The organism is Ktedonosporobacter rubrisoli (assembly GCF_004208415.1).
Taxonomy (GTDB): domain Bacteria; phylum Chloroflexota; class Ktedonobacteria; order Ktedonobacterales; family Ktedonobacteraceae; genus Ktedonosporobacter; species Ktedonosporobacter rubrisoli.
On the sequence record NZ_CP035758.1, the window covers coordinates 9,043,999 to 9,069,302 of the forward strand.

Annotated in this window: 17 protein-coding genes; 7 read left to right on the forward strand and 10 right to left on the reverse strand. The window is 51.5% G+C overall.

Going from position 1 to position 25,304, the window contains the following annotated elements; genetic code table 11:
- The first annotated feature begins 205 nt into the window (after positions 1-205).
- Positions 206-1,708, forward strand: coding sequence for an aldehyde dehydrogenase family protein (locus EPA93_RS39130; protein WP_129892727.1), 1,503 nt, complete (start codon positions 206-208; stop codon positions 1,706-1,708).
- Positions 1,709-2,570: 862 nt separating this feature from the next.
- Complete coding sequence (locus tag EPA93_RS39135; RefSeq protein WP_129892728.1) at positions 2,571-4,166, forward strand: serine/threonine protein kinase; 1,596 nt, start codon at positions 2,571-2,573, stop codon at positions 4,164-4,166.
- A 12-nt stretch (positions 4,167-4,178) separates the two neighbouring features.
- Here EPA93_RS39135 and EPA93_RS48765 read toward each other — a convergent pair whose 3' ends face one another.
- From EPA93_RS48765 to pdhA, 5 genes are all read right to left on the reverse strand, one after another.
- Complete coding sequence (locus EPA93_RS48765; protein WP_165423700.1) at positions 4,179-4,787, reverse strand: DUF4870 domain-containing protein; 609 nt, start codon at positions 4,785-4,787, stop codon at positions 4,179-4,181.
- A 282-nt stretch (positions 4,788-5,069) separates the two neighbouring features.
- A complete protein-coding gene (locus tag EPA93_RS39145; protein WP_129892729.1) occupies positions 5,070-6,443 on the reverse strand; it encodes a S53 family peptidase in 1,374 nt (457 codons plus the stop codon).
- A gap of 348 nt (positions 6,444-6,791) precedes the next feature.
- Positions 6,792-8,105 carry a pyruvate dehydrogenase complex dihydrolipoamide acetyltransferase gene (locus EPA93_RS39150; protein WP_129892730.1) on the reverse strand — a complete coding sequence of 438 codons (1,314 nt, stop codon included), beginning with the start codon at positions 8,103-8,105 and terminating at the stop codon, positions 6,792-6,794.
- 72 nt (positions 8,106-8,177) lie between these two features.
- The gene (locus EPA93_RS39155) at positions 8,178-9,173 is read right to left on the reverse strand and encodes an alpha-ketoacid dehydrogenase subunit beta (RefSeq protein WP_129892731.1); all 996 of its coding nucleotides are present in this window, start codon (positions 9,171-9,173) and stop codon (positions 8,178-8,180) included.
- Positions 9,174-9,213: 40 nt separating this feature from the next.
- Positions 9,214-10,245: a pyruvate dehydrogenase (acetyl-transferring) E1 component subunit alpha gene (gene pdhA, locus EPA93_RS39160; protein WP_129892732.1), complete on the reverse strand. Its 1,032-nt coding sequence runs from the start codon at positions 10,243-10,245 to the stop codon at positions 9,214-9,216.
- 456 nt (positions 10,246-10,701) lie between these two features.
- On the opposite strand from pdhA, the gene EPA93_RS39165 reads away from it, so the two are divergent.
- From EPA93_RS39165 to EPA93_RS39175, 3 genes are all read left to right on the forward strand, one after another.
- On the forward strand, positions 10,702-11,967 hold the full coding sequence (locus EPA93_RS39165; protein WP_129892733.1) for an acyltransferase family protein: 1,266 nt from the start codon (positions 10,702-10,704) through the stop codon (positions 11,965-11,967).
- A gap of 193 nt (positions 11,968-12,160) precedes the next feature.
- Positions 12,161-12,886 carry a type 1 glutamine amidotransferase gene (locus EPA93_RS39170; protein ID WP_129892734.1) on the forward strand — a complete coding sequence of 242 codons (726 nt, stop codon included), beginning with the start codon at positions 12,161-12,163 and terminating at the stop codon, positions 12,884-12,886.
- Positions 12,887-12,916: 30 nt separating this feature from the next.
- A complete protein-coding gene (locus tag EPA93_RS39175) occupies positions 12,917-13,867 on the forward strand; it encodes a TIGR03621 family F420-dependent LLM class oxidoreductase (protein WP_129892735.1) in 951 nt (316 codons plus the stop codon).
- A 72-nt stretch (positions 13,868-13,939) separates the two neighbouring features.
- On the opposite strand, the gene EPA93_RS39180 is transcribed toward EPA93_RS39175, so the two are convergent.
- Positions 13,940-14,929, reverse strand: coding sequence for an NADPH:quinone oxidoreductase family protein (locus EPA93_RS39180; RefSeq protein ID WP_129892736.1), 990 nt, complete (start codon positions 14,927-14,929; stop codon positions 13,940-13,942).
- Between the two features lie 589 nt (positions 14,930-15,518).
- Between EPA93_RS39180 and EPA93_RS39185 the strand changes: the two genes are divergently transcribed.
- Complete coding sequence (locus tag EPA93_RS39185; protein ID WP_129892737.1) at positions 15,519-16,145, forward strand: class I SAM-dependent methyltransferase; 627 nt, start codon at positions 15,519-15,521, stop codon at positions 16,143-16,145.
- Between the two features lie 10 nt (positions 16,146-16,155).
- Here EPA93_RS39185 and EPA93_RS39190 read toward each other — a convergent pair whose 3' ends face one another.
- Positions 16,156-18,009: a serine/threonine protein kinase gene (locus EPA93_RS39190; RefSeq protein WP_165423701.1), complete on the reverse strand. Its 1,854-nt coding sequence runs from the start codon at positions 18,007-18,009 to the stop codon at positions 16,156-16,158.
- A gap of 259 nt (positions 18,010-18,268) precedes the next feature.
- Here EPA93_RS39190 and EPA93_RS39195 point away from each other — a divergent pair, with 259 nt between their 5' ends.
- Entirely contained in the window at positions 18,269-19,501 is a 1,233-nt protein-coding gene (locus tag EPA93_RS39195; RefSeq protein WP_129892739.1) for a hybrid sensor histidine kinase/response regulator, read from the forward strand.
- 63 nt (positions 19,502-19,564) lie between these two features.
- On the opposite strand, the gene EPA93_RS39200 is transcribed toward EPA93_RS39195, so the two are convergent.
- The 3 genes from EPA93_RS39200 to EPA93_RS49365 all read right to left on the reverse strand — a co-directional run bounded on the left by EPA93_RS39200 (position 19,565) and on the right by EPA93_RS49365 (position 25,062).
- Positions 19,565-21,313, reverse strand: coding sequence for an AMP-binding protein (locus EPA93_RS39200; protein WP_129892740.1), 1,749 nt, complete (start codon positions 21,311-21,313; stop codon positions 19,565-19,567).
- A 247-nt stretch (positions 21,314-21,560) separates the two neighbouring features.
- Positions 21,561-23,984, reverse strand: coding sequence for a xanthine dehydrogenase family protein molybdopterin-binding subunit (locus EPA93_RS39205; RefSeq protein ID WP_129892741.1), 2,424 nt, complete (start codon positions 23,982-23,984; stop codon positions 21,561-21,563).
- 370 nt (positions 23,985-24,354) lie between these two features.
- Positions 24,355-25,062, reverse strand: coding sequence for a ferritin-like domain-containing protein (locus EPA93_RS49365; protein ID WP_207229323.1), 708 nt, complete (start codon positions 25,060-25,062; stop codon positions 24,355-24,357).
- Positions 25,063-25,304: the final 242 nt, after the last annotated feature.

The following is a 25,304-nucleotide window of genomic DNA, read 5'->3' on the forward strand; positions in this document are numbered from 1 at the left end:
GAAGGGGCGTCGCGAGCAAGCGAATGAAGATCTTGATCCGGGGCGCGGGTGGAGCCCCGATTACTTCCTCCTCCTTGCCGCTGTCAGGCGGGTCAAAAACGAGACTGAAAATCTCTGCAAGTAGGCGCCAACAACTTGGTAATAAACGTATGTACATGATATGCTTTAGGATATAGGCAGTTTTATGCTCAAAGAAATGAGAGGTATGTCTACGGTGACAACAAGTATAACAGATACGACACAAAGTATTTTCCTCCAGCAACAGCCTGTAAAGATGCTGATTGGAGGGCAGTGGGTGGAATCTGCCAGCGGCAAGACGTTTGAGACGCTTAATCCGGCTACCGGCCAGGTGCTGGCAAACGTTGCAGAGGGGGATGCTGAAGATATTAACCGTGCGGTAGCTGCCGCGCGCAAAGCCTTTGAGAGCGGTCCCTGGCCTAAGCTTACCCCTTCGCAGCGAGGGCGCTTGCTCTGGAAACTATCTGATCTAATTGAGCAAAATGCCGAGGAACTGGCGCTGCTGGAAACCCTGGATAATGGGAAACCCATTAAGTATTCAAGAGCCGGCGATGTGCCTCTGACTGTTGACCATTTCCGCTATTTCGCCGGCTGGGCTACGAAGCTGGAAGGCGAGACGATCCCCGTCTCGATCCCGAATATGTTTACCTACACCTTGCGTGAGCCGGTGGGGGTCGTTGGACAGATTATTCCCTGGAACTTCCCTTTGCAAATGGCTGCCTGGAAGCTCGCTCCGGCCCTGGCCTGCGGTAATACAGTTGTCTTAAAGCCGGCCGAGCAAACCCCATTAACGGCGTTGCGCCTGGGCCAGCTGATCTGTGAAGCAGGCTTTCCGGAAGGTGTAGTCAATATTGTGCCCGGCTTCGGTGAGACGGCTGGCGCAGCTCTAGCTTCACATCCTGATGTTGATAAGGTTGCCTTCACCGGCTCGACAGAAGTAGGCAAGAAGATCCTGCAGGCCAGCGTCAATAACTTAAAGCGCGTTACGCTGGAACTTGGTGGAAAATCGCCGAATATTATCTTCCCTGATGCCGATTTGAAGTATGCAGTGCGTGGAGCTATGAATGCCATTTTCTTTAATCAAGGCCAGGTATGTACGGCTGGTAGCCGCCTGTTTGTCCACAAAGCTGTGTATGAACAGGTAGTGAGCGGGCTGGCCGATTATGCCGGAAAGATGAAAATCGGCGAAGGCATCGATCCGGCAACTGATCTAGGGCCGCTCGTTTCTCAGGAACAATTAGAGCGTGTGCTGGGCTATATCGACTCCGGGAAACGAGAAGGGGCTACAGCTACTACAGGAGGTGCCAGGGCTGAGGATGAGCGCTTAAAGGGCTATTTTGTGCAGCCCACGGTCTTTGATAATGTACGCGACGAGATGACCATTGCGCGCGAGGAGATCTTTGGCCCCGTCGTGGTAGCATTGCCTTTTGAGGATGTAGAGGAGGTGGCGGCGCGAGCCAATAAATCAATTTATGGCCTCTCCGCCGGCGTCTGGACCAGCGATGTCAAGAAAGCCCATAAGATGGCAGCAGCTCTTAAAGCCGGTGTGGTTTGGGTTAACACCTATAATCAGTTTGATGCAGCCGCGCCCTTTGGCGGCTATAAACAAAGCGGTTATGGGCGCGAGATGGGCCAGGCGGTCTTGGAATCCTATACGCAAACAAAAACAGTATGGATAAACCTTCGCTAATTGCTGTATAATGCTAGACGGGAGATAATTCTATTTTGGGGATTATCTCCCGCTTCAGATAAATGCGCTGGGAAATTCATTACACCACGGTCAGAGATATACTATGTGTACGGCACAGCATGCTTTCCCCGAAGAGAAGAGAAAAAGCAATATGAAAAAGCTTGGGAACTTTATGCTAAAAAGTGGCCAGCGCGATAATGGCTGGACCCTCGATAATCCCCCCAGTCCTGCCATATCGCTCTGACCGTTAAATAAAACGAGGTTGCCCGGCATTTTGGTTGCTTGTGTGGAGAAACTGGGGCCAATTTGCGAAATTGCTCGAAGGAGAAACCTTAGAAAGGGCTGATTACAGGTGCTGGTCCATCCTGAGAAGGATTCGGCAGCTCTAAGCCCTTGGGAATAGCCCATTTTTCCTAGTTCTGGTAATTGCTTTTCAAGCAATGTACTATGTGAGAAACCTTTTCTTGTGCAGCAAAGAGAATGGGTGTGACGATAAAAGAGAGGCATTGAATTAATAAAAAGGAATTATGATTCATTGGCTCTGAGATTTCCCCATATTTTGACTGCTTGCTTTAAACATATCTATGCTGCTGGGGCATAGAAGGAAAGCAGGGATTGCGTAAATCCCTTGTAGCCTGCAGAAGTAAGATAGTCCACCTTGTATCTAGATAGCTGGAAAGGATGAGTAGTTGTCTAACCGCGCTTGGTATCGCTGAATTTGGCACTGCAAATATTTTAGTTGCGTATTTTGACAGATACTCTATCATATTTTAATGTCTAGCTCTTTTCAACTGGCCTATTTTGTAGTACGCTATACATAGCTCTTCCATAATAGAGACATTGTAGTGCGAGGAGAAAGCGTATGGTAAACTTCGAAGCACATGAGGTTCCGTTCTCGTTTGACCAGCCTGAGACCGTATTTGCTCCTCTGGCCAATGTATTACAGCAAGTGCTGAATGAGCCACGCACAAGAACGATAATAGGAAAATTATTTCATAGCGCTTTCCCCGTGCTCATTATTGATCACCATGAGCCACGGGCGCGTTATCTGGCGCGTCTTTTAATGAGCATGAATTATCAGCCAGTCATAGCGGCAAACGCTTTAGAGGCCTTTACCCTATTTCTGCAGAGATCGATAGTTCCATTTGCCTTGATTCTTGGTCAAGAAGATTCGTCTAATCGTCTCTTTGTTCATCGTCTAGTACAGCAGGCCGGGCAAAAGTATGGCTGGGAAGTACCGGTGATTTGCTTACGGATAGCGGCAACTGGCAAGAGAAGTTCCCAGGCTTTATGGCCTTCAGCAGTGCCACAGACGCCATTTCCTCAACAGCCGCTGGAGCAGGAGCATTCGTCGCGCTCTACACAGACGCCAAACACGTCTCCCTTACCCTCCCCGGAGGCTGCTCCCTGGAACTCGGGGCCACAGACGCCGCTGCCTCCATCCGAGCTTGATAATTCTCTGCACGGCCATGCTCAACCGCGGACGTCGCCGTTGGCCGCTACTAATCCATCAGGGCATTTAGTGCCGATGGGCAATTCGCGAATACAGCCCGGGGCCGGGGAGTCTGGAGAGGGAAAGCCTCCGACCAGCGAAAAAAAGATCTCTCTCGTAGGCCATGATCTTGGCCGTTATGAGATTATTTCTCAGATCGGCAGCGATACATCCAGCAATACCTATCTTGTCTATGATCGCCTGCGCGAGCAACAGGTAGCGCTCAAAGCTGTGCAGGTTGGTTCAATTCCATATTATCTTATGGAGGGAACTGAGGAAGAAGCTAATCTCTTCCAGATCGAACAAGATTTGCTAGAGCCATTCGAGAATCCGCACATTCTTCATCCTATGAAAATTGGGAAATCATATGTGAGTGGTGCGCCTTTTATCTACAAAACAATGACCTATTATGCGGAAGGATCTCTTGCACAGTGGCTAATGCAATATAGTGGATCGAAGCTCTTCTCTCCGCCCGAGGTTGCGCATATTATTGGGCAGCTGGCTGAAGTTCTGCAAGCCATGCATGATCGCAATATTACGTATCAAAATTTTAAATTGTCAAATTTATTGTTACTTCGCCCCGCCAGCGAAATGCGCCAACTTCACTTGCTTCTCACGGATATGGCTATTCCGCAGGATGGAAGCTTTTTACCAAGAATGCCGGAAGCCTTCCCCTTTGTGGCCCCCGAAAGATGGGATGGTCAGGTTCTTCCGGCATCAGATCAATATGGACTGGCTGCACTTGCTTATGAGCTGCTTACTGGCCGTCCACCGTTTCAAGGAAGCTCAGAGCATATCATGAAACATTTGCATCAGAATATGCCTTTGCAGCCGCCGGCTATGTTTAATCCGGCTTTGCCGCCGTTTGTAAACAGAGTGCTTATGCATGCTCTGTCAAAAAAGCCTGAAGATCGCTTTGCTTCTGTTACATTGTTTGCCTGGACCTTCCAACGCTATTGTTCGTAAACGCGCCTATGTCTACTTTGCCTTTTTGGTCTTTGGAGAGCGCCTGACCATGAACTTGTCTGCCAGGATCTCTGCGTAATCGGCTGCAATCGGAATCCTGGTCTTGGCACCCTTGTAGGCACGGAACATCAAGAAAGCCCACAGAAGCAGTGCAATGACCAGGACGATAGATTGAATAGGTCCAAAGATGAGGCCTCCGATAAAGGGAATTGCTTTTAGCAAGCTCACGATGACATAGACGATAAAGGCCGAGCCTAATGTGATGACTGACTGCGCTGCATGAAAGCGTACAAAGCGATTTTTACGCTCTACGAAGAGAAAGATCAGGCCGGTGACCCACCAGAAGAGATAGCTCAGTAAGGCCTCGTTCTTAGCACTTAAGCTGGTTGACGTTGGATCAGACGCGCTCGAACCTGCTTGTGTCGCTGTGTTAAGCGGCGGCTGGTAAGCGCTATATTGTTGTTGCTGCTGCTGCTGCTGCTGTTGCTGCCCATAAGAGGGAGGCTGATAGGTCCCTGTCCCGGGCTGTGGTGCTTGCTGCTGTTGCTGGTAATAACCCTGATAGCCTGAGTATTGATCATTTTGATTTGGGTCCTGGCCCTGATAGAAATTGCTGCTCATTACTTGCCTCCTTGAGAAATGCCTCGTACATCCTGTATTACGCTCTAGCCGGGGAAAGGTTAGATTGTTTGTTGCACTGTACACGGCAGGCTTGATTATATAAACGTATAACTGGCCGTCAGCTATAATAACAAATAATTGGTTTTCTGGTAACCAGCTTAGCATTCTCTTATTCGGTGGCAAATAGTGCTTAACGCTGGAGAAGAGGCTCGGACAAGCAATATAGCTTGCTGGGGAAGAAAAGACTCGCGCTTCGCCTGGAGGCGCGAGTCTAAGAAGTCACTATTCGTCAAAGCTGGCCAGCAGGTGGACCAGAGAATTGACTTTAGGTGTGCCGACTCCTGTTACCGGGTCCCAACCCGCATGCGCGTTGTAACCTTCAACGCTCACTTCTTTGCCGCTGGGATCGAAGATTTTGACCGAGTTATTGCCATCGGTGATGTCGTGGAAGCCTTTGCCGTAGGATGAGCTCTGGCTGATGCGATAGAGCGTCTCGTTTAAGAAGCCCAAGCGCTTGCCAGCATACTGATCGGCTAGCGCAACAATTCCTGCCCATGCTGGCGCACCCACGCTCGTACCGCCAACCGGGATAATGAGCGTCCCCCCGTTCATACTTATGACCACCGGAACGCCTGTGAAGGGATCACCATCGTAAGCAATATCAGGCACGCCACGTCCTGAATGAATACCCGGGATGTTGTCCTGATAGCTGGGCCGGGAATAGATAGTGCTGAAGCCACCGCCTGTAGAACCGCCCCCTTTATCTCCCTCGTTCCAGGCTGTCTCGCTAATGTATTTGCCGCCAAGTTTAGCATTGAGGGTTGTGCCTCCCACCCCGGTTACTAGTGGGTCAGCCGCGGGCACATTGACGGTCTGACCGTAGGTCAGCGTTGAGCCCTTGCATACAATGTCGGCTGCTCCTGTATCGCCACTGGAGGCCAGAACTGTGATCTGCTTGTCGCGAGCTGCTTGAAATATCTGGTGCTCTGCTTGCAAATAGGTTTGGTCGACGCATGTCTCTCCAACGCCAAAGCTTTGCGAGATTACATCGCCGAGATCGTTGTCAACCGCGTATTTTGTAGCGGTTAGCAGGATCGAGGCGAATTGAGTAGGGGTCTGCGCGCGACTCGTATCGGCAAGGACAAGATTAATCGTGGCGTCGGGCGCCAGGGTGTGGGCTATCTGGATATCCAGAGCCGTTTCAGTATAAGCATTAGCCTCAAAAGGGGGCAAGCCAAAGGGAGCAATAATATTAATTTTAGGATCATTCAAACCATAAAGTTTATCATAGAGTTTGACGTCGGCCATGAGCGTAGGGCTGCTGGAGCCGTCAATAATGGCAATTGTACGCCCCTTGCCGGTGGTGCCTGCATCGAGCAATGGCTGTATATTGTAGGCCTTGCGAATCTGCTGCGGACTGTAGCAGCGCGGTATCTCTGTGGCGCTGACGCAAGGAGGAATTTGCCCGGCAGAAATCTTTTTTGCATATTTCCAGAGCGGACGGACACCAAAGCTAAGGGATGAGTTATAGCCAGTGGTGAAGCTGGCAGCGTGGGCTGTTGCTGGTGAGAAGAGGGGAGTGCTCAAAATACTCAATATGGCCACCATTGCAACTACTATACACATGCAACAACGTAGGAGTGGAGGCTTTTGCATAAGTTTTCTCCTGATCTTAAAAGTTGACAGGGTTCAATCACAATATTTGTAGAGTTTAGATAGGAAAGCGTTAGATAGACCTGTGTCAATAAGTATACTATACAGTCAGAGAAGTAGTTAGGAAAGTGCCAGTGAGTAGCAATTTATGGTAACAAGGGGTGCTAAATATTCCACTTTATTTGAGGTAATATATCTGAATATAAGGGAATATGTTCAAATATAAGTGAAAGTGTGTGTTGATCTGGTAGAGACCCATCCATAGAGAGCAGGCAAATTGAAAGCTAATGCCAGGATCAGAGATGCTGATCTCTCTGGAGCCTGGCATTAGCCAAAGATATAGCTGAGCAGCTAACCCAGCAATGCATAAGGGTTCTGGAGTAAGCGTTTGACTTCCTGCAGGAAGCGCGCGGCTGTTGCTCCATAAAGGACGCGGTGATCAGCTGAAATGGTCATTGGCATGATATTGCGTATTACTGGTTGTCCATCAACCGGGACGAAGGTTTTGCGCGTAGTAGAAATTGCCAGAATGGCCACTTCCGGTGGATTAATAATCGCGGCAAAATCCGTCACATCCATCATCCCTAAATTCGAAATGGAGAATGTACCCCCGGAGAGGTCGGTCGTAGTTAGCTTATTTGTACGGGCCTTCTCGATGAGCGCTTTAGCTTCGCGGGCAATGGTACGGACGCCCTTGATATTAGCATCGCGAATGACGGGCACAACAAGCCCATTGGGAATATCTATCGCTATGCCTATATTGATGTGTTTATGAAGGACGAACTGTCCGTCCCGGAAGGAGCTATTGACCTCGGGAAACTTTTCCAGGGCCAGGGCACAGGCCTTGACTATCAGATCGTTAACGCTTACCTTCACGCCCTCTTCGCCGGCATTACTATTGAGCATCTGGCGCATTGAGAGCATATCGGTCATATCGATCTCGCCACTCACGTAGAAGTGAGGTATCGTTTGCTTGGATTCGCTCAGGCGGCGCGCAATCGTCTTCTGCATAGAAGTGAGCGTACGCAACTCCTCTTCCTCTGGCTGGCTAACTGCCGGGGCCGAAGGAGCGGCTACTGTCTGCGGCTGAGGCGTTGGCGTAGGCACAGTGCGTTGCTGTTGTAAGTAGTCTTCGAGATCATCGCGTACAATACGGCCTCCCGGACCGGTTCCGTGGATTTGCCGTAGATCGATTCCGTGCTCTTCAGCAATTCTGCGGGCCAGGGGCGAGACCTTGAGGCGCTCGGTTGTACCGTTTGTGCTGAGCGTCATTCCCTCTCCAACTGGCTGGCTGCCCTGTGGATATTGAGGGGATGGAGGAGCCTCGGGCGCCTGCTCATCTGCCGTTGTTGTCGCAGGCTTGGCTTCTCTGGGCTTGCTCTCGCTGGCTGCCCTGGCCTGTTGAGGCTGGGTCACCGCTTCAGAGCCCTTGCCCGAAGATAAGAGCGCGATAGGCTGGCCGATAGGTGCCGTTTCGCCTTCTTGCACGAGAATTTGTTGCAAAACGCCATTATCGTAGGACTCGACCTCCATATTGGCTTTATCTGTCTCAATCTCGGCAAGAATATCGCCTTTTTTAATTTCATCGCCGGCCTTTTTGAGCCAGCGCGTAATTGTCCCCTCTTGCATGGTATCGCTGAGCCGGGGCATAGTGATTTCAGGCATCTTGATCTCCTTTACGCGTTATGAATGCGTAGAATACACTCCATCAGGATAGCGCTAGTCGAATAGATACGGCTAGGCGCTTCTCCTGCGACGGGGGGCGAGATCGTTGATCGCCTCTATAAGCTGTTGGGCGCCAGTGAGTGCTGCCTGCTCAAGAGGTTTGGAGTAGGGAAGCGGCACTTCAACGCTTGCCACACGTTTGATCGGTGTATCCAGATCGTCGAAAGCTTCTTCTTGCAGTGTGGCGGCAATCTCTGCCCCGATACCATAAGAACGCCAGTCTCCCTCAAAGACAATGGCCCGGTTGGTTTTCTTGATTGAGTTGATGAGGGTCTCATGATCGAGAGGCCGTAATGAGCGAATATCGACTACCTCAATGCTCAACTGCTTCTCTTTCTCCATTCGGCGCGCAACCTCCATGGCGATAGCTGTCATGCGCGAGTAGCTAATCACCGTCAGGTCGGTGCCTTCTCTTACAACCTGTGCTTTCCCAAAGGGGATAGTATAGTCGCCATCGGGTACCTCGCCTTTGATGTTATAGAGTCCGAGGTTTTCAAGGAAAAGGACTGGGTTGTTGTCGCGAATGGCTGTGCGCAAGAGGCCCTTGGCATCGGCCGGGGTCGAGGGAGCGACAACCTTAAGGCCTGGAATATGAGCAAACCAGACTTCAAGATTCTGGGAGTGAGTAGCTGAAAGCTGCTGGCCGCCACCTCCGGGCGTACGAATAACCATGGGAATGGGGCATTGGCCGCCAAACATATAGAAGATTTTGGCCGCATGGTTTACAATTTCATCCATCGCCAGGGCGATGAAGTTGATAGTCATAATCTCTACTACGGGACGCAGGCCAAGCATTGCGGCTCCTGTCGCCAGGCCTACAAACCCGTTTTCTGCAATAGGCGTATCCACTATGCGGCGCGGGCCGAACTCTTTGAGCAAGCCCGCAGTTATTTTATATGATCCTTCAAACTGGCCGATTTCTTCGCCGATTAAGAATACATTCTCATCGCGCAGCAATTCTTCGCGCAGTGTATCGTGGAGCGCCTGTCTAAAAGTGATCTCTGCCATACGTTTTTCTTCCTAGAATGTAGTGCTTGTTTGCGGCACTTTATGCGTAGATGTAGTCCATCAAGGTATCTACCGAAGGGAATGGGCTCTCTTCCGCAAACTTGACTGCCTCTTCGACTTCTTGCTGCACTTGCTCCTCAATTTTTTGTAGCCCCTCGTCGTCGATCAGATCGGCAGCCTTCAGGCGATCTGCGAAGGCGTGAATGGGGTCCTGCGCGCGTGCCTTTTGTACTTCTTCTGGGTTGCGATAGCGATCCGGGTCGACTACCGAATGACCTCGGAAACGATAGCTAACGGCTTCGATGAGGCTGGGCTCGTGTTGCTCGCGGGCAAATTTGGCAGCCTCACGTACAGCATCACGTACGGCTAGAACGTCATTGCCATCTACACGCACGCTGCGCATATCATAGGCGCAAGCTTTGCGGTAAAGCTCTCCCACAGCCGATCCCTGCTCAACAGAGAGGGCCATACCATACTGATTGTTGACGACGAAGTAAACAATGGGCAAGTGATAGATTTTGGCAAGATTGAGCGATTCATGGAATGGTCCACCATTGGTTGTGCCATCCCCCATCTGACATGCCACCACCTCATGTCCACCTCTGTAAGAGACGGCGAAGGCGGCTCCCGTGGCCAGGGGTAGCTGGCCTCCAACAATTCCGTAGCCTCCCATAAAGCGGCGCTCAAGGTCGAAGAGGTGCATTGAGCCACCTCGTCCGCGCGAACAGCCTGTTTCTTTGCCAAACAGCTCGGCCATGACTACCGAGGCTGAGATGCCGCGATGAAGCGCATAGCCGTGTTCTCGGTAGTTGGTATAGATATAATCGTCAGATTCAAAGCCATTGCAAAAGCCAACAACTGTCGCTTCTTCACCCAGATTGAGATGGCAATAGCCCCCTATTCGGGCCTTGGTATACATCTCGCCCGCTTTTTCTTCGAAGCGGCGCACGAGTAACATTTGATAGTAATAGTGTAGCAAGGTCTTTTTGTCTTCGGTCGCTGGAAGTGTAGCTGTGCCTTGCTTGTTCTTGGAAGCGGCTCGATATGCCTGCTTGTGTTGCTCCGTGTTCATGACGGCTCCTGGTCTTTGCTCGACCATTTACTATAGATTTTTTTGAGACTTTTCTGCCCGCTTAAGTATAGCACATCTTGTTGAAATGCAACCCAGGGAGCTGTTGTAGGGCTTCAGTTCTTGTGTTTTGCTTGAAATTACGCTGCTTCTAGCTATGTCTGTAAGTGTATTATACTACACCCTGCTAGCAGTAGCTTATATGTCCCATGATCTCTCTATGTGACCATCTTTAAGCTTACCTCGTGATATAGTTATGTTTATGCGATTAATTTGCATAAATGGAAGTGATTAGTAGCGGCTTGCAGAGTGAGAATATTATAAAAGAAATGGTAGCATCAAGGGCCACAAGCATCTGATGCTAGCTGGTGGCTGGTTGAGGTGCGCTAGATTGATCCTTGCTAGATAAGTTGATTATTCAGGTGCAGCGCTGTATCCTGCTAGATAAGTTGATCCTGGTTGTCTATTCTTAAAAATACAACGCAGAAGAATACTATTGCCGTGCTGGATGGGGTACGCGCGTTTGCTTGCCTTAGCGTGCTCTTCTATCACATTAACTATCTGGCCTGGCATGCCCATGTATTCACTTCTAACGTAGGGCCGTTAACCTTCTCCGTAGCTATGGTTGGTTGGTCCGGGGTGACCCTTTTCTTCGTTCTGTCGGGGTTCTTGCTCTTTATGCCTTACGCCAGGGCGATTCTGTTCGATGCTCCCTGGCCCTCGATGCGGGTGTTCTACTTGCGCCGCATGTTACGTATTATCCCTGGCTATTATGTCTCGCTATTTCTGCTGATCTTGTTGCTGAATCCTCAATATTTGCAGCCTGCTCATTGGGGACATGTTGGCTTGTTTCTCACCTTTTTGATGGATTCCTTTCACGAGACCTATCAGCAAATCAATGGTCCATTCTGGACGCTGGCCGTGGAATGGCAGTTCTATATGCTTTTGCCCTTCCTGGCTCTTGCCTTCCGCTTTATTGCCAGGCGCGGCACGCGGCGTAAGCGCCTCTTCCTGCTGCTAGGCTGTCTGGGTGGGCTGATCATCTGGGGCTTGTTGACGCGTTACTGGGGTCGCTCATTTGAGTTGCATCCCGATCAGCCAAGGTTGCTACCTCAACCTCTCCACGATGCGGCTATGATTGTTTTGTATGGGGTGAGTGGCAAATATCTTGAAGATTTTGCGGTAGGGATGCTGGTTTGTGTTGGCTTTATTCTTTCACAGCATCCAGCCACAAGGCAAAGAATAACCGCAACCTTGGGACGCTATAGTCCCTGGCTCTGGCGCATTGGTGTGCTCTGGCTGTTTTTTCTCACTATCTGGAACAATTTTCCCTTTGCACCTCTCCTTGACCCCTTCATTGGGGCGCATAACTGGCTCGTCGAGCTAGCCTTTGCCTCTGGTTTTGGTTTGTGCATAACGGCTATTCTCTTTGGACCTACGGAACTGAAGAAGCCTTTTGCCTGGGGGCCGGCGCGCTGGATAGGGCTGATCTCCTACAGTTTGTATATCTGGCACTTGCCGATTCTCGTGAGCTTTACCAATTATATAGTCCCTCTGCTGCAAGGCTGGCAACATAGCTGGATCTATGGTCTCTACTTTTTGTGCGCTGCCCTTGTGGTGATCCCATTTTCCTATCTATTCTTCCGCTATGTTGAGATGCCAGGCATAAATCTTGCCAATAAGACGAGGCGGAAGCAGGTTGTCGTTGAAAAGCAAGCAGCGTGAACTGATTAGCCCATGAAGAGAGCTGTCAAGCGCCCAATAGCCTTGACAGCGCGCTCCTTTTTTGGAAATACTCTAATTACATATAATTTGAGGATGGAGCAGCATTTTGCCGCTCTGAGTGATCTATGTGGGTGAGCATGAGGGCTCTATGCTTCTGTTTAAGCGATGCGTATAAGGAGCGCTGAAAGCTTTTATGGCCATTCTTATTTTGCAGCATGTAGAGGGAGATCATCCCGGCCTGCTAGGTGAGATGTTGCAAAGCTATCACCTGCCTTATCAGGTTGTGAAGGTTGATGCTGAGCCTTTGCCAGACCGGCTTGATTACGAAGCGCTTATTGTCCTTGGTGGGCCTCAATCGGCGGCTGATAACCAGACTCCCTCTATTCTTCAGGAAAAGGCACTGATTGGCGAGGCTCTTGCGCGCGATATCCCCTATCTGGGTCTCTGTCTTGGTGGTCAGTTGTTGGCAGCTGTTTGTGGGGCTGAGATCAGTCAGGGCACGGTTACTGAGATTGGCTTTTATGAGGTGCAACTTACCGAGGAAGGGTTGCGCGATCCACTCTTTTGCGCGTTTCCCGACCGAAGTCACCAGGTATTTCACTGGCATCACGATACTTTTGAGCTTCCTGCCGGGGCTGTCCTTCTGGAACGAGGTGCTACTGTAGCATCGCAGAGCTTTCGTTATGGAGCTCGGGCATACGGTTTCCAGTATCATATGGAGCTCACAGCCGCCATGGTGCCGAACTGGCTCGACGTCCATCCTGAGCGTGAGCAAGCGCTGCGTCTGCTAGGGGAAGGATACCAGCGCATAAGGGATGGGCTTCCCACGCGCTATCCTCTCTATGCCAGGCATACGGCATTACTATTTGACAATTTTCTCACTATTTGTGGTTTGCGCACTCAGGATGAGCACAAATAGGCTTTGCAAGGAAGGCGGAACTTAGCTATCATGGGAACTCAACTACCTTTTCGCTTTGGTATTTTCTCGCACAATACCTCGCCTTCGCCCGAAAGGCTCAGGAGTCAGGCGCGCCTGGCTGAGGATCTGGGCTACTCAACCTTTCTCGTCCCCGATCACCTTGGCGACCAGTTTGCTCCTGCGCTGGCTTTGCTCCAGGCCGCCCAGGCCACGACCACACTGCATATCGGCAGCTTTGTGTTTGCCAACGATTTTCGCCATCCCCTTCTGCTCGCTAAAGAGGCTGCCACTCTTGACGCTTTCTCCAATGGGCGCTTTGAATTTGGCCTGGGGGCAGGTTGGATGCGCTCGGAGTATGAGCAGATAGGGCTCTCTTTTGAGGCTCCCAGTGTACGTATAGAGCGCATGGGCGAAGCTCTGCGTTTGATCAAGGACTTTTTCACCCGGGATGAACTAAGCTTCAGCGGCTCGTACTATACAGTTAAGGCTCTGCCTTGCCTTCCCAGAGTTGTGCAGGCTCCACATCCGCCGATCTATGTTGGGGGAAGTGGGAAGCGCATGCTCACTTTGGCGGCTCAGGAGGCCACCTGCGTTGGCTTGATCCCCCGCGTTCGCTATGCGCGACGGGGAGGGCATATGAATGACGTTCTAGATGTTGAAGATGCCTCAGCAGCGGCTACCAAACAGAAGCTTGGCTGGATACGGGAAGCGGCCGGAGCACGTTTTGATGAGCTAGAGCTGAACATTGTTCTGATGGATGTGCGTATCACAGAGCATAAGCAGCAGGCTCTGCAAGAATATATGGAGCGCTATGCGCTAAGCGAGGAGGAGCTAGAAAAGTGCTCCTTCCTGCTGATAGGAGATAAAGAAGAGGTAATTGATAAGGTTAAGTTTATTCGAGAGGAGTATGGCGTTACTTACTTTGTGGCCTGGGAAGAACATATCCAACAGCTGGCCCCAGTTGTCGCGCAGCTATCTTGAGCTTCTGCGAAAAGCCCATGTAGCGCAAAAAGCCAGGACGCAGGAGCTACGGCTCCTGCGTGGCAAGCGGGTCTAGTTTTGCTTGTCGTCGAGCAGAAGTACGATTTTGCCCTTTACCTTGCGCTGTATAATCTCGTTAAGTGCATCAGTAGCGCGAGCTAATGGATAGGTGGCAGAGATATAAGGCCTGATCTTGCCCGTTGCTAACCAGCCAAGCAGCTCTTGTACGTAGACCTGGTTAAGCTCTGGCTCGCGCTGAGTAAAGTCACCCCAGAACACCCCTATAATTGAGCAACCTTTCAATAAAGTCAGATTTAAGGGGATGCGTGGAATGCTGCCTGCGGCAAAGCCAACGACCAGGTAGCGGCCCTTCCAGGCCATACCTCGTAAGGCTGCTTCCGCGTACTCGCCTCCAATGGGATCATAAATAACATCAACCCCATTGCCTGCGGTAAGTGCCTTGATCCGTTCTTTGAGATTCTCTGTACTATAGTTAATAGTCTCATCCGCGCCATATTGTTTACATAGCGCCAGCTTCTCATCTGTTGAGGCTGCGGCTATAATGCGCGCTCCTAAGAGCTTGCCAATTTCTATGGCGGCAATCCCGACTCCGCCTGCAGCCCCAAGAACCAGCAGGGTCTCGCCTGACTTGAGCTGCCCCCGATCTTTCAAGGCATACTGGGTCGTGCCGTAGGTCATGACAGCAGTTGAAGCGGTAGCAAAGTCGATATTTTGCGGAAGTCTGACGAGCTGTTCAGCCTGGGCCAGCACTTCTTCGGCAAAGCCACCCCAGATCGTAAACGCTGCCACGCGGTCGCCAACTCTTACGTTTGTGACACCTTCACCAATTTCTTTAACAATACCCGCGAACTCGCTGCCTGGTGAGAAGGGAAAGGCCGGCTTGAACTGATATTTGCCCTGAATAATTAGCGTGTCGGGAAAGCTGACAGAGCATGCTTTGACGCTAATGGCTACCTGTCCTTTGCCGGGCCTGGGAGATGCAACTTCTTCAAGTACCAACTTCTCTGGTGGCCCGAATTCTTTACATAGCATTGCCTTCATCAGGCTACATCCTCCTGGGTGACTGTTTTGTCTGGTCGATAGCTGCTGCTCTCCTCCTATGGAGAGCTAATTCTGTTCTGCATTATAGCAGAAAGCAGACTCTCTCTGTTCGGCCCGTTTCAGCTGGCAAGGGAGGCGAAAAAAGTATGCGCCATGTCACAGAGAACCGATGATTTTGCGAAATCTTTGCGCCGTTTCCCTTTGCTCAGCAACAACTCACAGCGCACGGATCTCGCTTCATTTTGGAAATAGGGCAGGGCAGACCAAACTAGATGTACCGACAGCTCACCGCATTACTAAGTTTATGCCTATGGAGCAGGGCCATTTACTTCTCGCACGAGTGGGGTCTAGTGGGCAGCTGCTCGCTTGCGGGGCACGCCGCGATCTAGCGGATTGATCCGCTTAACTTCTTCCTTTCGGATGGCTGAGTGGGGCAAAAGCAGGAAAATTACATAGCCGAGCCTATGGAGCGTATAGGCTGTACAAGAGAGGAAAGGCTAGCTTCCTGAAAAGTTGTGGTAAGATGAGCATTGGAAAATAGCAGCGGCTTATCAGCTCGCAGCGTAGGCTAAGAAGAAGAGGAGAATGTATGGACCCTAAACAAATTGTCGCACATGGCTTTGATCAGATCGCCGAAAAATATGTGCAATGGTCACAGCATACCCGTGTTGAAGAGAGGCAGAAATACACTTCCCTGGTTATAGAGACACTGCCACAGGGAGCCAGCGTGCTGGATCTTGGCTGCGGTATTGGTGTGCCTACCACTCGTGAACTGGCGAAACATTTTGCGGTGACTGGCGTTGATATTTCGCCCCACGAGATTGAACTGGCCCGCCACAATGTTCCAGAGGCCACCTTTATACATGCGGACATTGGGGCGCTCAAACTTGCGTCTGCAAGCTTTGATGCAGTTGTCGCCTTCTACTCGCTCTTTTGTATACCACGTGACGAGCATGCCCAGATTTTACAAAACATTGCCAGTTGGCTCCGTCCGGGCGGTTATCTGTTTGCGGCGATGGGAAGCCAGGCGTTAGAAGCGCATATCGAGCCGGAGTGGTTGGGAGTCCCGATGTATTGGAGCTGTTTCGAGAGCGCGACGAATCAGCGCCTGGTCGCAGACGCTGGTCTGCAAGTGCTGCAAGCTACTGAGGAGACGGATATGGAGGATGGCGTGCCTATAACCTTCTTATGGATCGTGGCCCAGAAACCAGCTTAGACAGGTTTTGCTAAAGCTTCCAGACCTTAGCATCCTGGAAGCTTACCTCGGTAGAAGTATTGAAATTAACGGCAAAGAAGCCAATATTGCCCGAGAGGCTGCCATTGTCATAAAGGTGGGTTAGAAGATGCTTGTTGGCGTATAAGTAGATGTCTGGCCCTTTAGCTACAACTGTAATAAGGTTGCTCTGACCGATACCACTGTTAATATAGGCGCTGGAGCCCTGGGTCACAGTATGGTCTTGATAAACAAGATCATATGTGCCGTTGAGGCCGAAGCGCAAGCGATAAGTCCCTTTATCATTAGAGCGGAAAACGAGGCCGCCACCATCGGTTGTAGTGCCACTGAGGATGCTCATGTTCGCCTGGAAGGCGAAGTCGCTAAATTGATTGGTTTGTGCATAGCAGAACAAAACCAATTTAACATTTTTTGGGGGTGTCGTGACATGATATGCGCCATCTCGAAACTTGCACTCACTTCCGTCCTGACTGGTACCTGTAACCCAGTTATTAGCGTCCTGGCTCGTGAGCGGAGAGTTAATAGCTGGTTTTCCACTTGTGGCGATAGTATAGATCTCGTCAGGGTTCATCCCGGGCGTGATGCCTGATGGACGTGTGGCCGTAGGACTCAGTTTAGAAGTATCCGGTGAGTGTGATGCTGCTGGCAATCTCAGGCCCGTAATCAGACCTATTTGATGTGCCTGAAAGAGATAGAAAAAGCCGCTACCGGCAACAATCAATACGGCTAGCAGGAGCAGCCCCCATTTGCCTCTCGATCCTCTCCGGGTCGTGAACTGCTTCGGGGAAGGGGAGGAAGGTGCAGGGTTCGGTACAGTGTCTTGTTCGGTGGGTAAGGCTGGATTTTCGGCTTGCGGTTGATCGAGTTGAAGAGCTACAGGGGAAGCGTCAGCTTCTAGCTGATTCCCATTATCGGCGTAGAAAGAGTGGGCCTTTTGCTCAGGGGTACGCTCCTGAGCTTCTACTGCCTTTTGCGCCGGGATAATATGCCCATCGATAGGCTGCGTTGAATAGGAAGTGTAGGGAAGAGCCACCTCTTCGGGAGCGCAGGCTTGCTCAAAGGCTGTGGCGAAGGCCTGGATGCTGCTAAAGCGCTGCTGCGGCTCTTTGGCAAGAGCGGTTTGCACCACGTATTCAAGGGCGGGTGAGAGCTCAGGGACCTGCTCGCGCAAGGAAGGGATAGCTGCAAACATATGCTGAGTGCACTGCTCGGTAAAGTTGCCCTGGTAGGGAGGCTTGCCACAGAGCCATTCATAGATCAGCACCCCCATGGCATACTGATCGCTGGCAAATTGCGGGCGGCCGCGGATCTGCTCGGGCGCCATATAGGTCACCGTCCCGGTGATATCCTTGGTACTCTGCTGCGAGCTCTGCGCCAGCAGCACAATGCCAAAGTCGCTCAAGACAATCTCCTCGTGGCTCTGCAAAAGCAGGTTCTCTGGTTTAATGTCGCGGTGAATCAATTTTTGCCCGTGGGCATACTGCAGCGCTGAGGCCAGTTGTTTGACGTAGGGGAGGATGATGGCCGGGCTCAGGCGCAGGCCTCTCGGGAAGCGCTGGCGTAAGGTGCCGTGGGCAGCGTAATCCATCACCAGAAAGGGGATATCGGCTTCCATTCCGAAATCCAGGACGCGGATGATATGGGGATGGCGTAAATGGATCAGGGTGCGCGCTTCCGTCAAAAAGCTGTGCGATTCCTTGTCAGACAAGCGGGTATGGAGCACCTTGATCGCCGCCTGGCTTTCTAAATAGGTATGGATGCCCAGATAGACATCGGCAAAACCCCCTTGTCCCAGGAGCTTGACCAGTTGATAATTCCCAAACTGTTGCCCAATGCGCTCAGTCATCTTAAATGCAGGCCTCCATGCCGCTGCAGTATGTTGTTTTTGGCTCGCCAAAAACGTCATATACCGTAGTATAGCTATGAGCCAATTGTATGGGAGAGATAGTAGCTCTGTCAAGCGAGCTTTGTATGGATGGGCTGCGCTTTAGAAGCGCGCTGAGATGCTTATAGGAGGGGAGGTAAATCTACCGCAAGTCCTGGGTAATGAAACGGTTCAGGCTAGCTCATTCGTGTCAAAAGAAAAGTGACGGGTTAGAAGAGATATGAACACACCATATATTCTTGTAGTTGACGATGATCCTGCATTATTGCAGGCCTTGCCCCGAACGTTAGATCTCAGGCTAAACAACATAAAAGTGGATACTTGCGACAATGCGCAGAAAGCGCTAGAGCTCGTTCCCGAGAATGATTATGATGCGATAGTGAGTGATGTTAAGATGCCTGGGATGGATGGCCTGGAGTTGCTAGCACGCATCCAAGAACTGCGGCCCGAGACGCCGGTAATCCTGATTACTGGCCATGGTGAGCACAATCTGGCAATTCAGGCTTTGCGTGGCGGAGCATATGATTATATCCTTAAACCGATAGATCGGGATGTCTTTGTGGCGGCGGTGCAGCGAGCTGTACAGACGCGTCATCTGCGGCGCCAGGTGGAGCAACAACATCTAGCCCTCTCCTTGCATGCCAAGTCTCTGGAGCGGCTAGTGCAGAAACGTACCAGCGAACTGGTTGAGGCCAACGCGACAAAAGATAAGTTTTTGCAAATCGTGGCGCATGAGATTAAGGCTCCGCTCTCTAATTTAAGAGGCATGGCTCAAGTGCTCCATCAGCAGAGCGAGCAGCCCGATAATCATTTGCTGGTGCAGCAGGGATTGGTAGATATGGAGCGCGCGGTTGAGCGAACTGAAGTGCTTGTGCAAGATCTTCTGGACACCTCTCTGATGGAGACAAACATGTTCATATTGCAGCGTAGGCGCTGTGATCTTGTCGAGCTCTGTCGCCATTTGCTCAACTCCTATACGGCCGGGGCTGGCCCTACGCTCACCTATGAGATTATTGGGAAGCCAGTTGAGGCAGAGGTAGATGAGGAGCGCATTAGCCAGGTCCTCATTAATTTGCTCTCAAATGCGCGCAAGTACTCGCCCAAAGGCTCTCCAATTACGGTGACGCTGCAACAGTCGGGCTACGAAGTGATCATCTCTGTGCGCGATATGGGAGTTGGCATCCCGCCTGAAGCAATTGCCCATATTTTTGAGCAATTTTATCGGGCCCCCGGTGTCGAGGTGCAATCGGGCTCGCGCCCGGGTCTGGGTGTGGGGCTCTTTATTACACGTAAGATTGTTGAGCGTCATGGTGGTCGTGTTGAGGTGCAGAGCCTGCCCGGCCAGGGAAGCATATTCTCCATGACCCTACCTCTTTTTATCGACCCATCAACCAATAAGGGAGAAGCAACCCTTGAGCCGCATACGCAGGCCGTGTGGACCATTGTTCATTAAGCCTGACGATTTGCTCGTGAAGAACCTGGCCATTTCCGGCCAGGTTCCTGTTGCCTGACCCCGTTAAGCTGTCTCAATCGATGCCGCACTATCCAAACCTAAGTCTTTGATTGATTGCTGGCGCATGAGAAACTTCTGAATTTTGCCGGTTACGGTCATAGGGAAAGCTTCTACAAAGAGAATGTAGCGAGGGATTTTGTAATGGGCTATCTTTCCCTGGCAGAACGTACGGATCTCCTCGATTGTGGCCTGCTCACCCGCTTTGAGGCGCACCCAGGCACAGATCTCTTCGCCATATTTGGGGTCTGGTACGCCAATGACCTGGACGTCGCTAATTTTAGGGTGGGTGTAGAGGAACTCTTCAATTTCGCGTGGATACACATTCTCACCGCCGCGAATGACCATATCCTTAATGCGGCCAACGATATTGATGTATCCTTCCTGGTCCATCGTAGCCAGGTCGCCCGTATGCATCCAGCGTGCCTGGTCTATGGCCACGTCTGTAGCTTCGGGATTATTCCAATACCCCAGCATGACACTATAGCCTCGTGTGCATAATTCGCCTGGACTGCCAGCCGGAACAATTTTCCCGGTCGCCGGATCGACAATCTTAATTTCCTGGTGAGGGTGAATTATGCCAACCGTACTCACGCGCTTTTCCAGCGTTGAATCCAGCCTTGTCTGTGTCGAGACTGGGCTGGTTTCTGTCATGCCATAACATATCTCAACATCGCGCATGCCCATAAGCGAGATGACTTTCTTCATCACTTCGATTGGACAAGGGGAGCCGGCCATAACCCCGGTGCGCAGGCTGCTGAGATCAAAACTTGCAAAATCGGGATGATCCAGCTCGGCGATAAACATGGTCGGAACACCGTAAAGCGCCGTGCAGCGCTCCTCCTGCACCGCCTGCAAGACGGCCAATGGCTCAAAGCCTTCTGAAGGATAGATCATTGTGGCGCCATGAGTGATGCAGCCAAGGTTTCCCATAACCATGCCGAAGCAATGGTACAGGGGCACAGGAATGCAGAGCTTATCTTCATGGGTAAATCCCTGGAGACGCGCCACAAAATACCCGTTATTTAAGATATTATGGTGGCTCAGCGTGGCGCCTTTGGGAAATCCCGTGGTGCCCGAGGTATATTGAATGTTAATTGGATCATCAAATTCCTGCTCACGCTGCACGCTTCTAAGCTGCTCATCACTGATTTCCTCTCCCATGGCCATCAGTTCTTCCCAGCTAAACATCCCGGAAGTCTTCTCTGCGCCAAGCCGTATTACGGTGGTCAGGGCCGGCAGTTTGGCGGCTTTGAGCTTGCCGGGCTCACTATCCTTGAGCTCTGGGGCAAGGGTATAGAGCATCTCTGTATAGTTTGAAGACTTAAATGCTGGCGAAATAACTATCGCGCTGCATCCTGATTGGGTAAGGGCATATTCTATCTCGTGCAGCCGGTAGGAGGGATTCAGGTTGACAAGGATGACGCCTATCTTTGCGGTGGCAAACTGCGTGATGCACCATTCTGCCCGGTTGGGCGACCAGATGCCGACCCGCTGGCCTTTTTGCAGACCCAGCTTCAGCAGGCCTTTGGCGCACTGGTTGATTTGAGCCTGGAGCTCACTATAGGTCCAGCGAATCTGCTGCTGGCGGGAAATGAGGGCGGGATGATTGGGGTGTTTTGCAGCAGTTTCATCGAACATATCGCCAATGGTTAAACCGAGGAGTGGGGTATCGCTGATGCCACTGGTATAGCTCCATCGTTGCTCGGCCTGTGTTACATCGGCTAGAGGCGAATTCGCGTGCGTAGTTGTCATTGTTTTCTCCTTTGAGATAATGACTTGCTTAAGCGTTTCTCGTGCCCGCTTGCTGTGGATAGACAGCTTCCTCTACTTTTGTATGCTTGCGTGGCGCGGTTGCATCTTGACGTCATTGTATCTGATGCAAGCCTGCTTATGCTAGAGGGCACTTTCGCTACTTCCTTGCGCTAAGGATAAACTGCAAAAGCTATTTGGCGCCTGGCCGGTAAAATGCATTACCGGCCAGCGTGTAACGTTAGAGACTTTAGGGCGTATGACGTGAGAAGATGGCAGGCGGTGTAGGATCTGGGGGAGAGAACGTACCGTTACGCGCCGCCTGGATAGCCGCCCAGACAGTTGCTGGCTTCAGTGGCATATCCAGAGCCGTAATTCCCAGCGGGGCAAGGGCGTCCAGGACCGCGTTCACAATGGTTGGAGGGGCGCCAATACAGCCCGATTCGCCTATCCCTTTTGCTCCCAGCGGATTGTAGGGCGAAGGGGTCTCAATCGTCTCGACGATAAAAGATGGTACTTGCTCGCTGTTGGGTAGGGCATAATCCATAAGCGTGCCGCTGAGCGGTTGGCCCTCTTCATCGTAGAGAATTTCTTCATAGAGCGCCTGCCCTATACCCTGGGCTAAAGCGCCGTGTAGCTGCCCTTCAGCCAGTAAATGATTAATGATATGTCCACAATCGTCGAGGGCTACATAGTTAAGTATATGCGTCTCGCCAGTCTCGCTATCAACCTCAACCAGGGCAAGATGAGTGCCGGAGGAAAAGGTAGCGCCGGGAGATTGGAATGCATGCCAGGCTGCCAGGCCTTCGATCGGCGTGCCGTTGGCAGGATTTGGCGATTCGTGTTCAATAAGCTCAGGTTGTTCCTCTACAAGGCGCGCTAGCTCGCCCAGAGCGACAGCGCGCGCCGGAACGCCCCGTACGCTGATCTGCCCTTCTTCCAGCACAAGATCTGCCGGTGCAGCCTCAAGCAGGCGGGCCGCCACCTGCAAAGCCTTCTCGCGGGCCGCCTCAGCAGCCAGGAAGACGGCTACACCCGCGGTCTGGATAGTGCGGCTGCCAAAGGTGCCGATCCCAAAGGCTGGTAACGCCGAATCATTCATCAGCACCTCTATCTTATCAAGGGGAAGAGCAAACCGCTCGGCCACAATCTGTGCAAAGGTGGTAAAGTGTCCCTGGCCAGTGTGGGAGACACCGCTCTGGACCTGGACCGAACCGTCGCGACAAATGCGGACGGTCGCACTTTCCAGGGGACCCGGTGGCGGCGCGTTATCTCCAGAGATCTCGTTAAAGGTTGAGAGCCCAATGCCGAGTAATTTGCTGCTGCCTTGTTGCCGCCGTTGGCATTGCTGTTCGCGCCATTTCGTATAGCCTGCTAATTCGAGCGCACGCTCAAGCGCTGGCTGATAATTGCCACTATCGTAGCGCAGACCTGTCACCGTTGTATAGGGAAAATCCGTGGGCAAGAGAAGATTGCGCCGGCGTACTTCAACGGGGTCAAGCTGTAATTCCCGCGCTATGCGCTCAAGCGTGCGTTCCAGAATATAGGTGGCCTCCGGTCGGCCGGCGCCCCTGTAAGGCGTGGTCGGGCTCTTATTGGTGAACACGCCCACAACCTCGCCGTCTATAGCCGGAATACGATAAGGGCCGCTAAGCTGAGTAATCGTATTTATTGGGATCAGTTCCGTGATACCTAGAAGAAAAGCCCCCAGATCGCCGATAGTAGATACCTTGAGCCCCAGAATACGGCCATCGCTTTGAAAGGCAGCCTCAATATAGTTGATCTGTCCCCGGCCATGCATCTGCGCCTGTAAATTTTCGCTGCGATCCTCAATCCATTTCACCGGGCGAGCATATTTAACAGCCAGGGCGGCCGCAATAATTTCTTCGCCCATAAAAATGGTTTTTGAGCCGAAGCCGCCGCCAACATCGGCATTGTAGACTCTGATCTGGCTTCGATCTAGACCTAGAAAGCGAGAGAGCGTTTCGCGGGCACGATAGATAGCCTGGGAGGAAAGCCAGGCTGAGAGCTGACCGGTGGATGGATCAAAATCAAATAAGCAAGCGCGAGGCTCCAGCGGACTGGCAGCGAGGCGCTGATTGACCAGGCGTAAACGAAGAGTATGCTCGGCCTGGCTGAAGGCAGCCTGAATATCACCACCACCAAGGCGTCGCGTAAAGGCGACATTTGAGGCAAATTCTTCATAGAGTAATGGCGCATCGGGCGCGAGGGAGGCCTCTGGATCGGTTACAGCCCGCAGAGGCTCATACTCTATATCGATAAGATCGCGCGCGTCAATAGCCCCGTACTGGCTCTCGGCCAGCACCACGGCAACTGGATCGCCAACATAGCGTACGCGATCGAGCGCCATTGGGCGGCGCTCGGGCTTTTTACTATCGGGTTGAGGCATAAAGTCAAGGGCTGGCATAGTGTTGACCAGCTCTGCACCAGTAAAGGCGGCAATAATGCCAGGCATAGCCTGCGCTTCGGCAAGTTGGATATGCTCTATCCTTGCGTGCGCGTAAGGGCTGCGTACAACTGCCATATGCAGCATGGCAGGGCGTCCTTCTGGCGGTCTCAAGTCATCTACATAATGAGCGCGGCCGGTAATCAGGGGATAGTCTTCTCGACGTTGTTCCGGTCTGGTTGGCTTAGACAGCGTTATTTTGTCCATAAGGTGGCCTATTTTTCTCCTAGCATAGCAGTAGGTGAACGACTCTCGCTGCGTATAACCCACCTTGTAGTGAGTCTAGTATGACTGATGGTTATTATACAATGCAGGATGGGTAAGAGAAGCGTAGCCTCTGCTATCTCACTTTTTCCAGGATTTTAACGCTGCCTGCATAATGTCAAAAGTGCTTATGAAGCTCAGGTGCGTGAGGACGAGGAAGCTTGAATAGATGCCATAGCCCGGCTTCAGAGCCGAGGAAGTAATGGGTCTCATCAAGGTGGCAAGTTTGTAGGAAATAGCCCCTTTGCGCGAGAAACACCATATTTCGGCGTTGCCAGGCTATAGACGCGTCTACCTGAAATTACTCAATTGCCTATTTAAGCAGCTTTGGTACGTTGGTGTTGTAAAACTCTGCTTCGAGATATTCTAGCAGTAAGGCGAAGTTCAAGATATCATCGTCGCTACGTAACGATTGCGACGGATCTTTGCCACCATTGAGATTGCTAATGTATGGTGAGACTGCTTTGACAATATCAGACTGTGAGATTGGCTTATCGAATGAGCCATTCGGACTAAGATTGCTATTCTCCAGGGCGTTGAGGAAACCGGCGTGCCGCGCTTCGACGGTAAGGATAGAGCCTGCAGCTTCAAGAATCTGTTTGTTGCTGATGCTTGAGGCAGCTCCCAGATAGGCACCAACCCCTAGATTCTCAAAGGTCTGCGCGAGCTTGGCAAAAGATTTCATGTCTGGCTGCTGCAGATCTTTGAAGGTCGGCTTTGGCCGAGCAGTAGCACCGGCTTTGCTGATGGCATCCTTAATAAAGGTTACGTGCGCATTCTCATCGTCCATGATCTCTGTAAAGTACTTTTTGACCTGCGCCGTCATATTCTGAGTTGCTGTGGAGGTAGGCGTGGTGAGATTGTGCGCGCCTGGCGCTGTCTCGCTTACGGATGCACCGGGTTGGGCGCAGGAGACGAGCAAGCCCAGAGGGGCGGCTATGCCAACGCCTGCCAGTGAGCGGAACAGAAAGGTGCGGCGCGACGCTCCTTGCTGCTTATCTAAACTGAATTGACTTGTCATATTGTTATTCTTGCTCCAGTATAGTTATTACCTCTGCCTTGCCGCTTGCTCTTTGCACTCTCCTCTAGAGTGCAGGGCAGGATGAATAGCGAGCAGGTCGAGGAAATAGCCGGAAGCCATACGATAAGATGATAAATCAATCTTAGGGCTTCTGGCCCTTCTATTTAACAGTGTACAGACGTTCCCAAACAGCTGTACTTTTTCATCTCTGGAGCATAAGTTTGATCGGGCTGGCGCTAGTA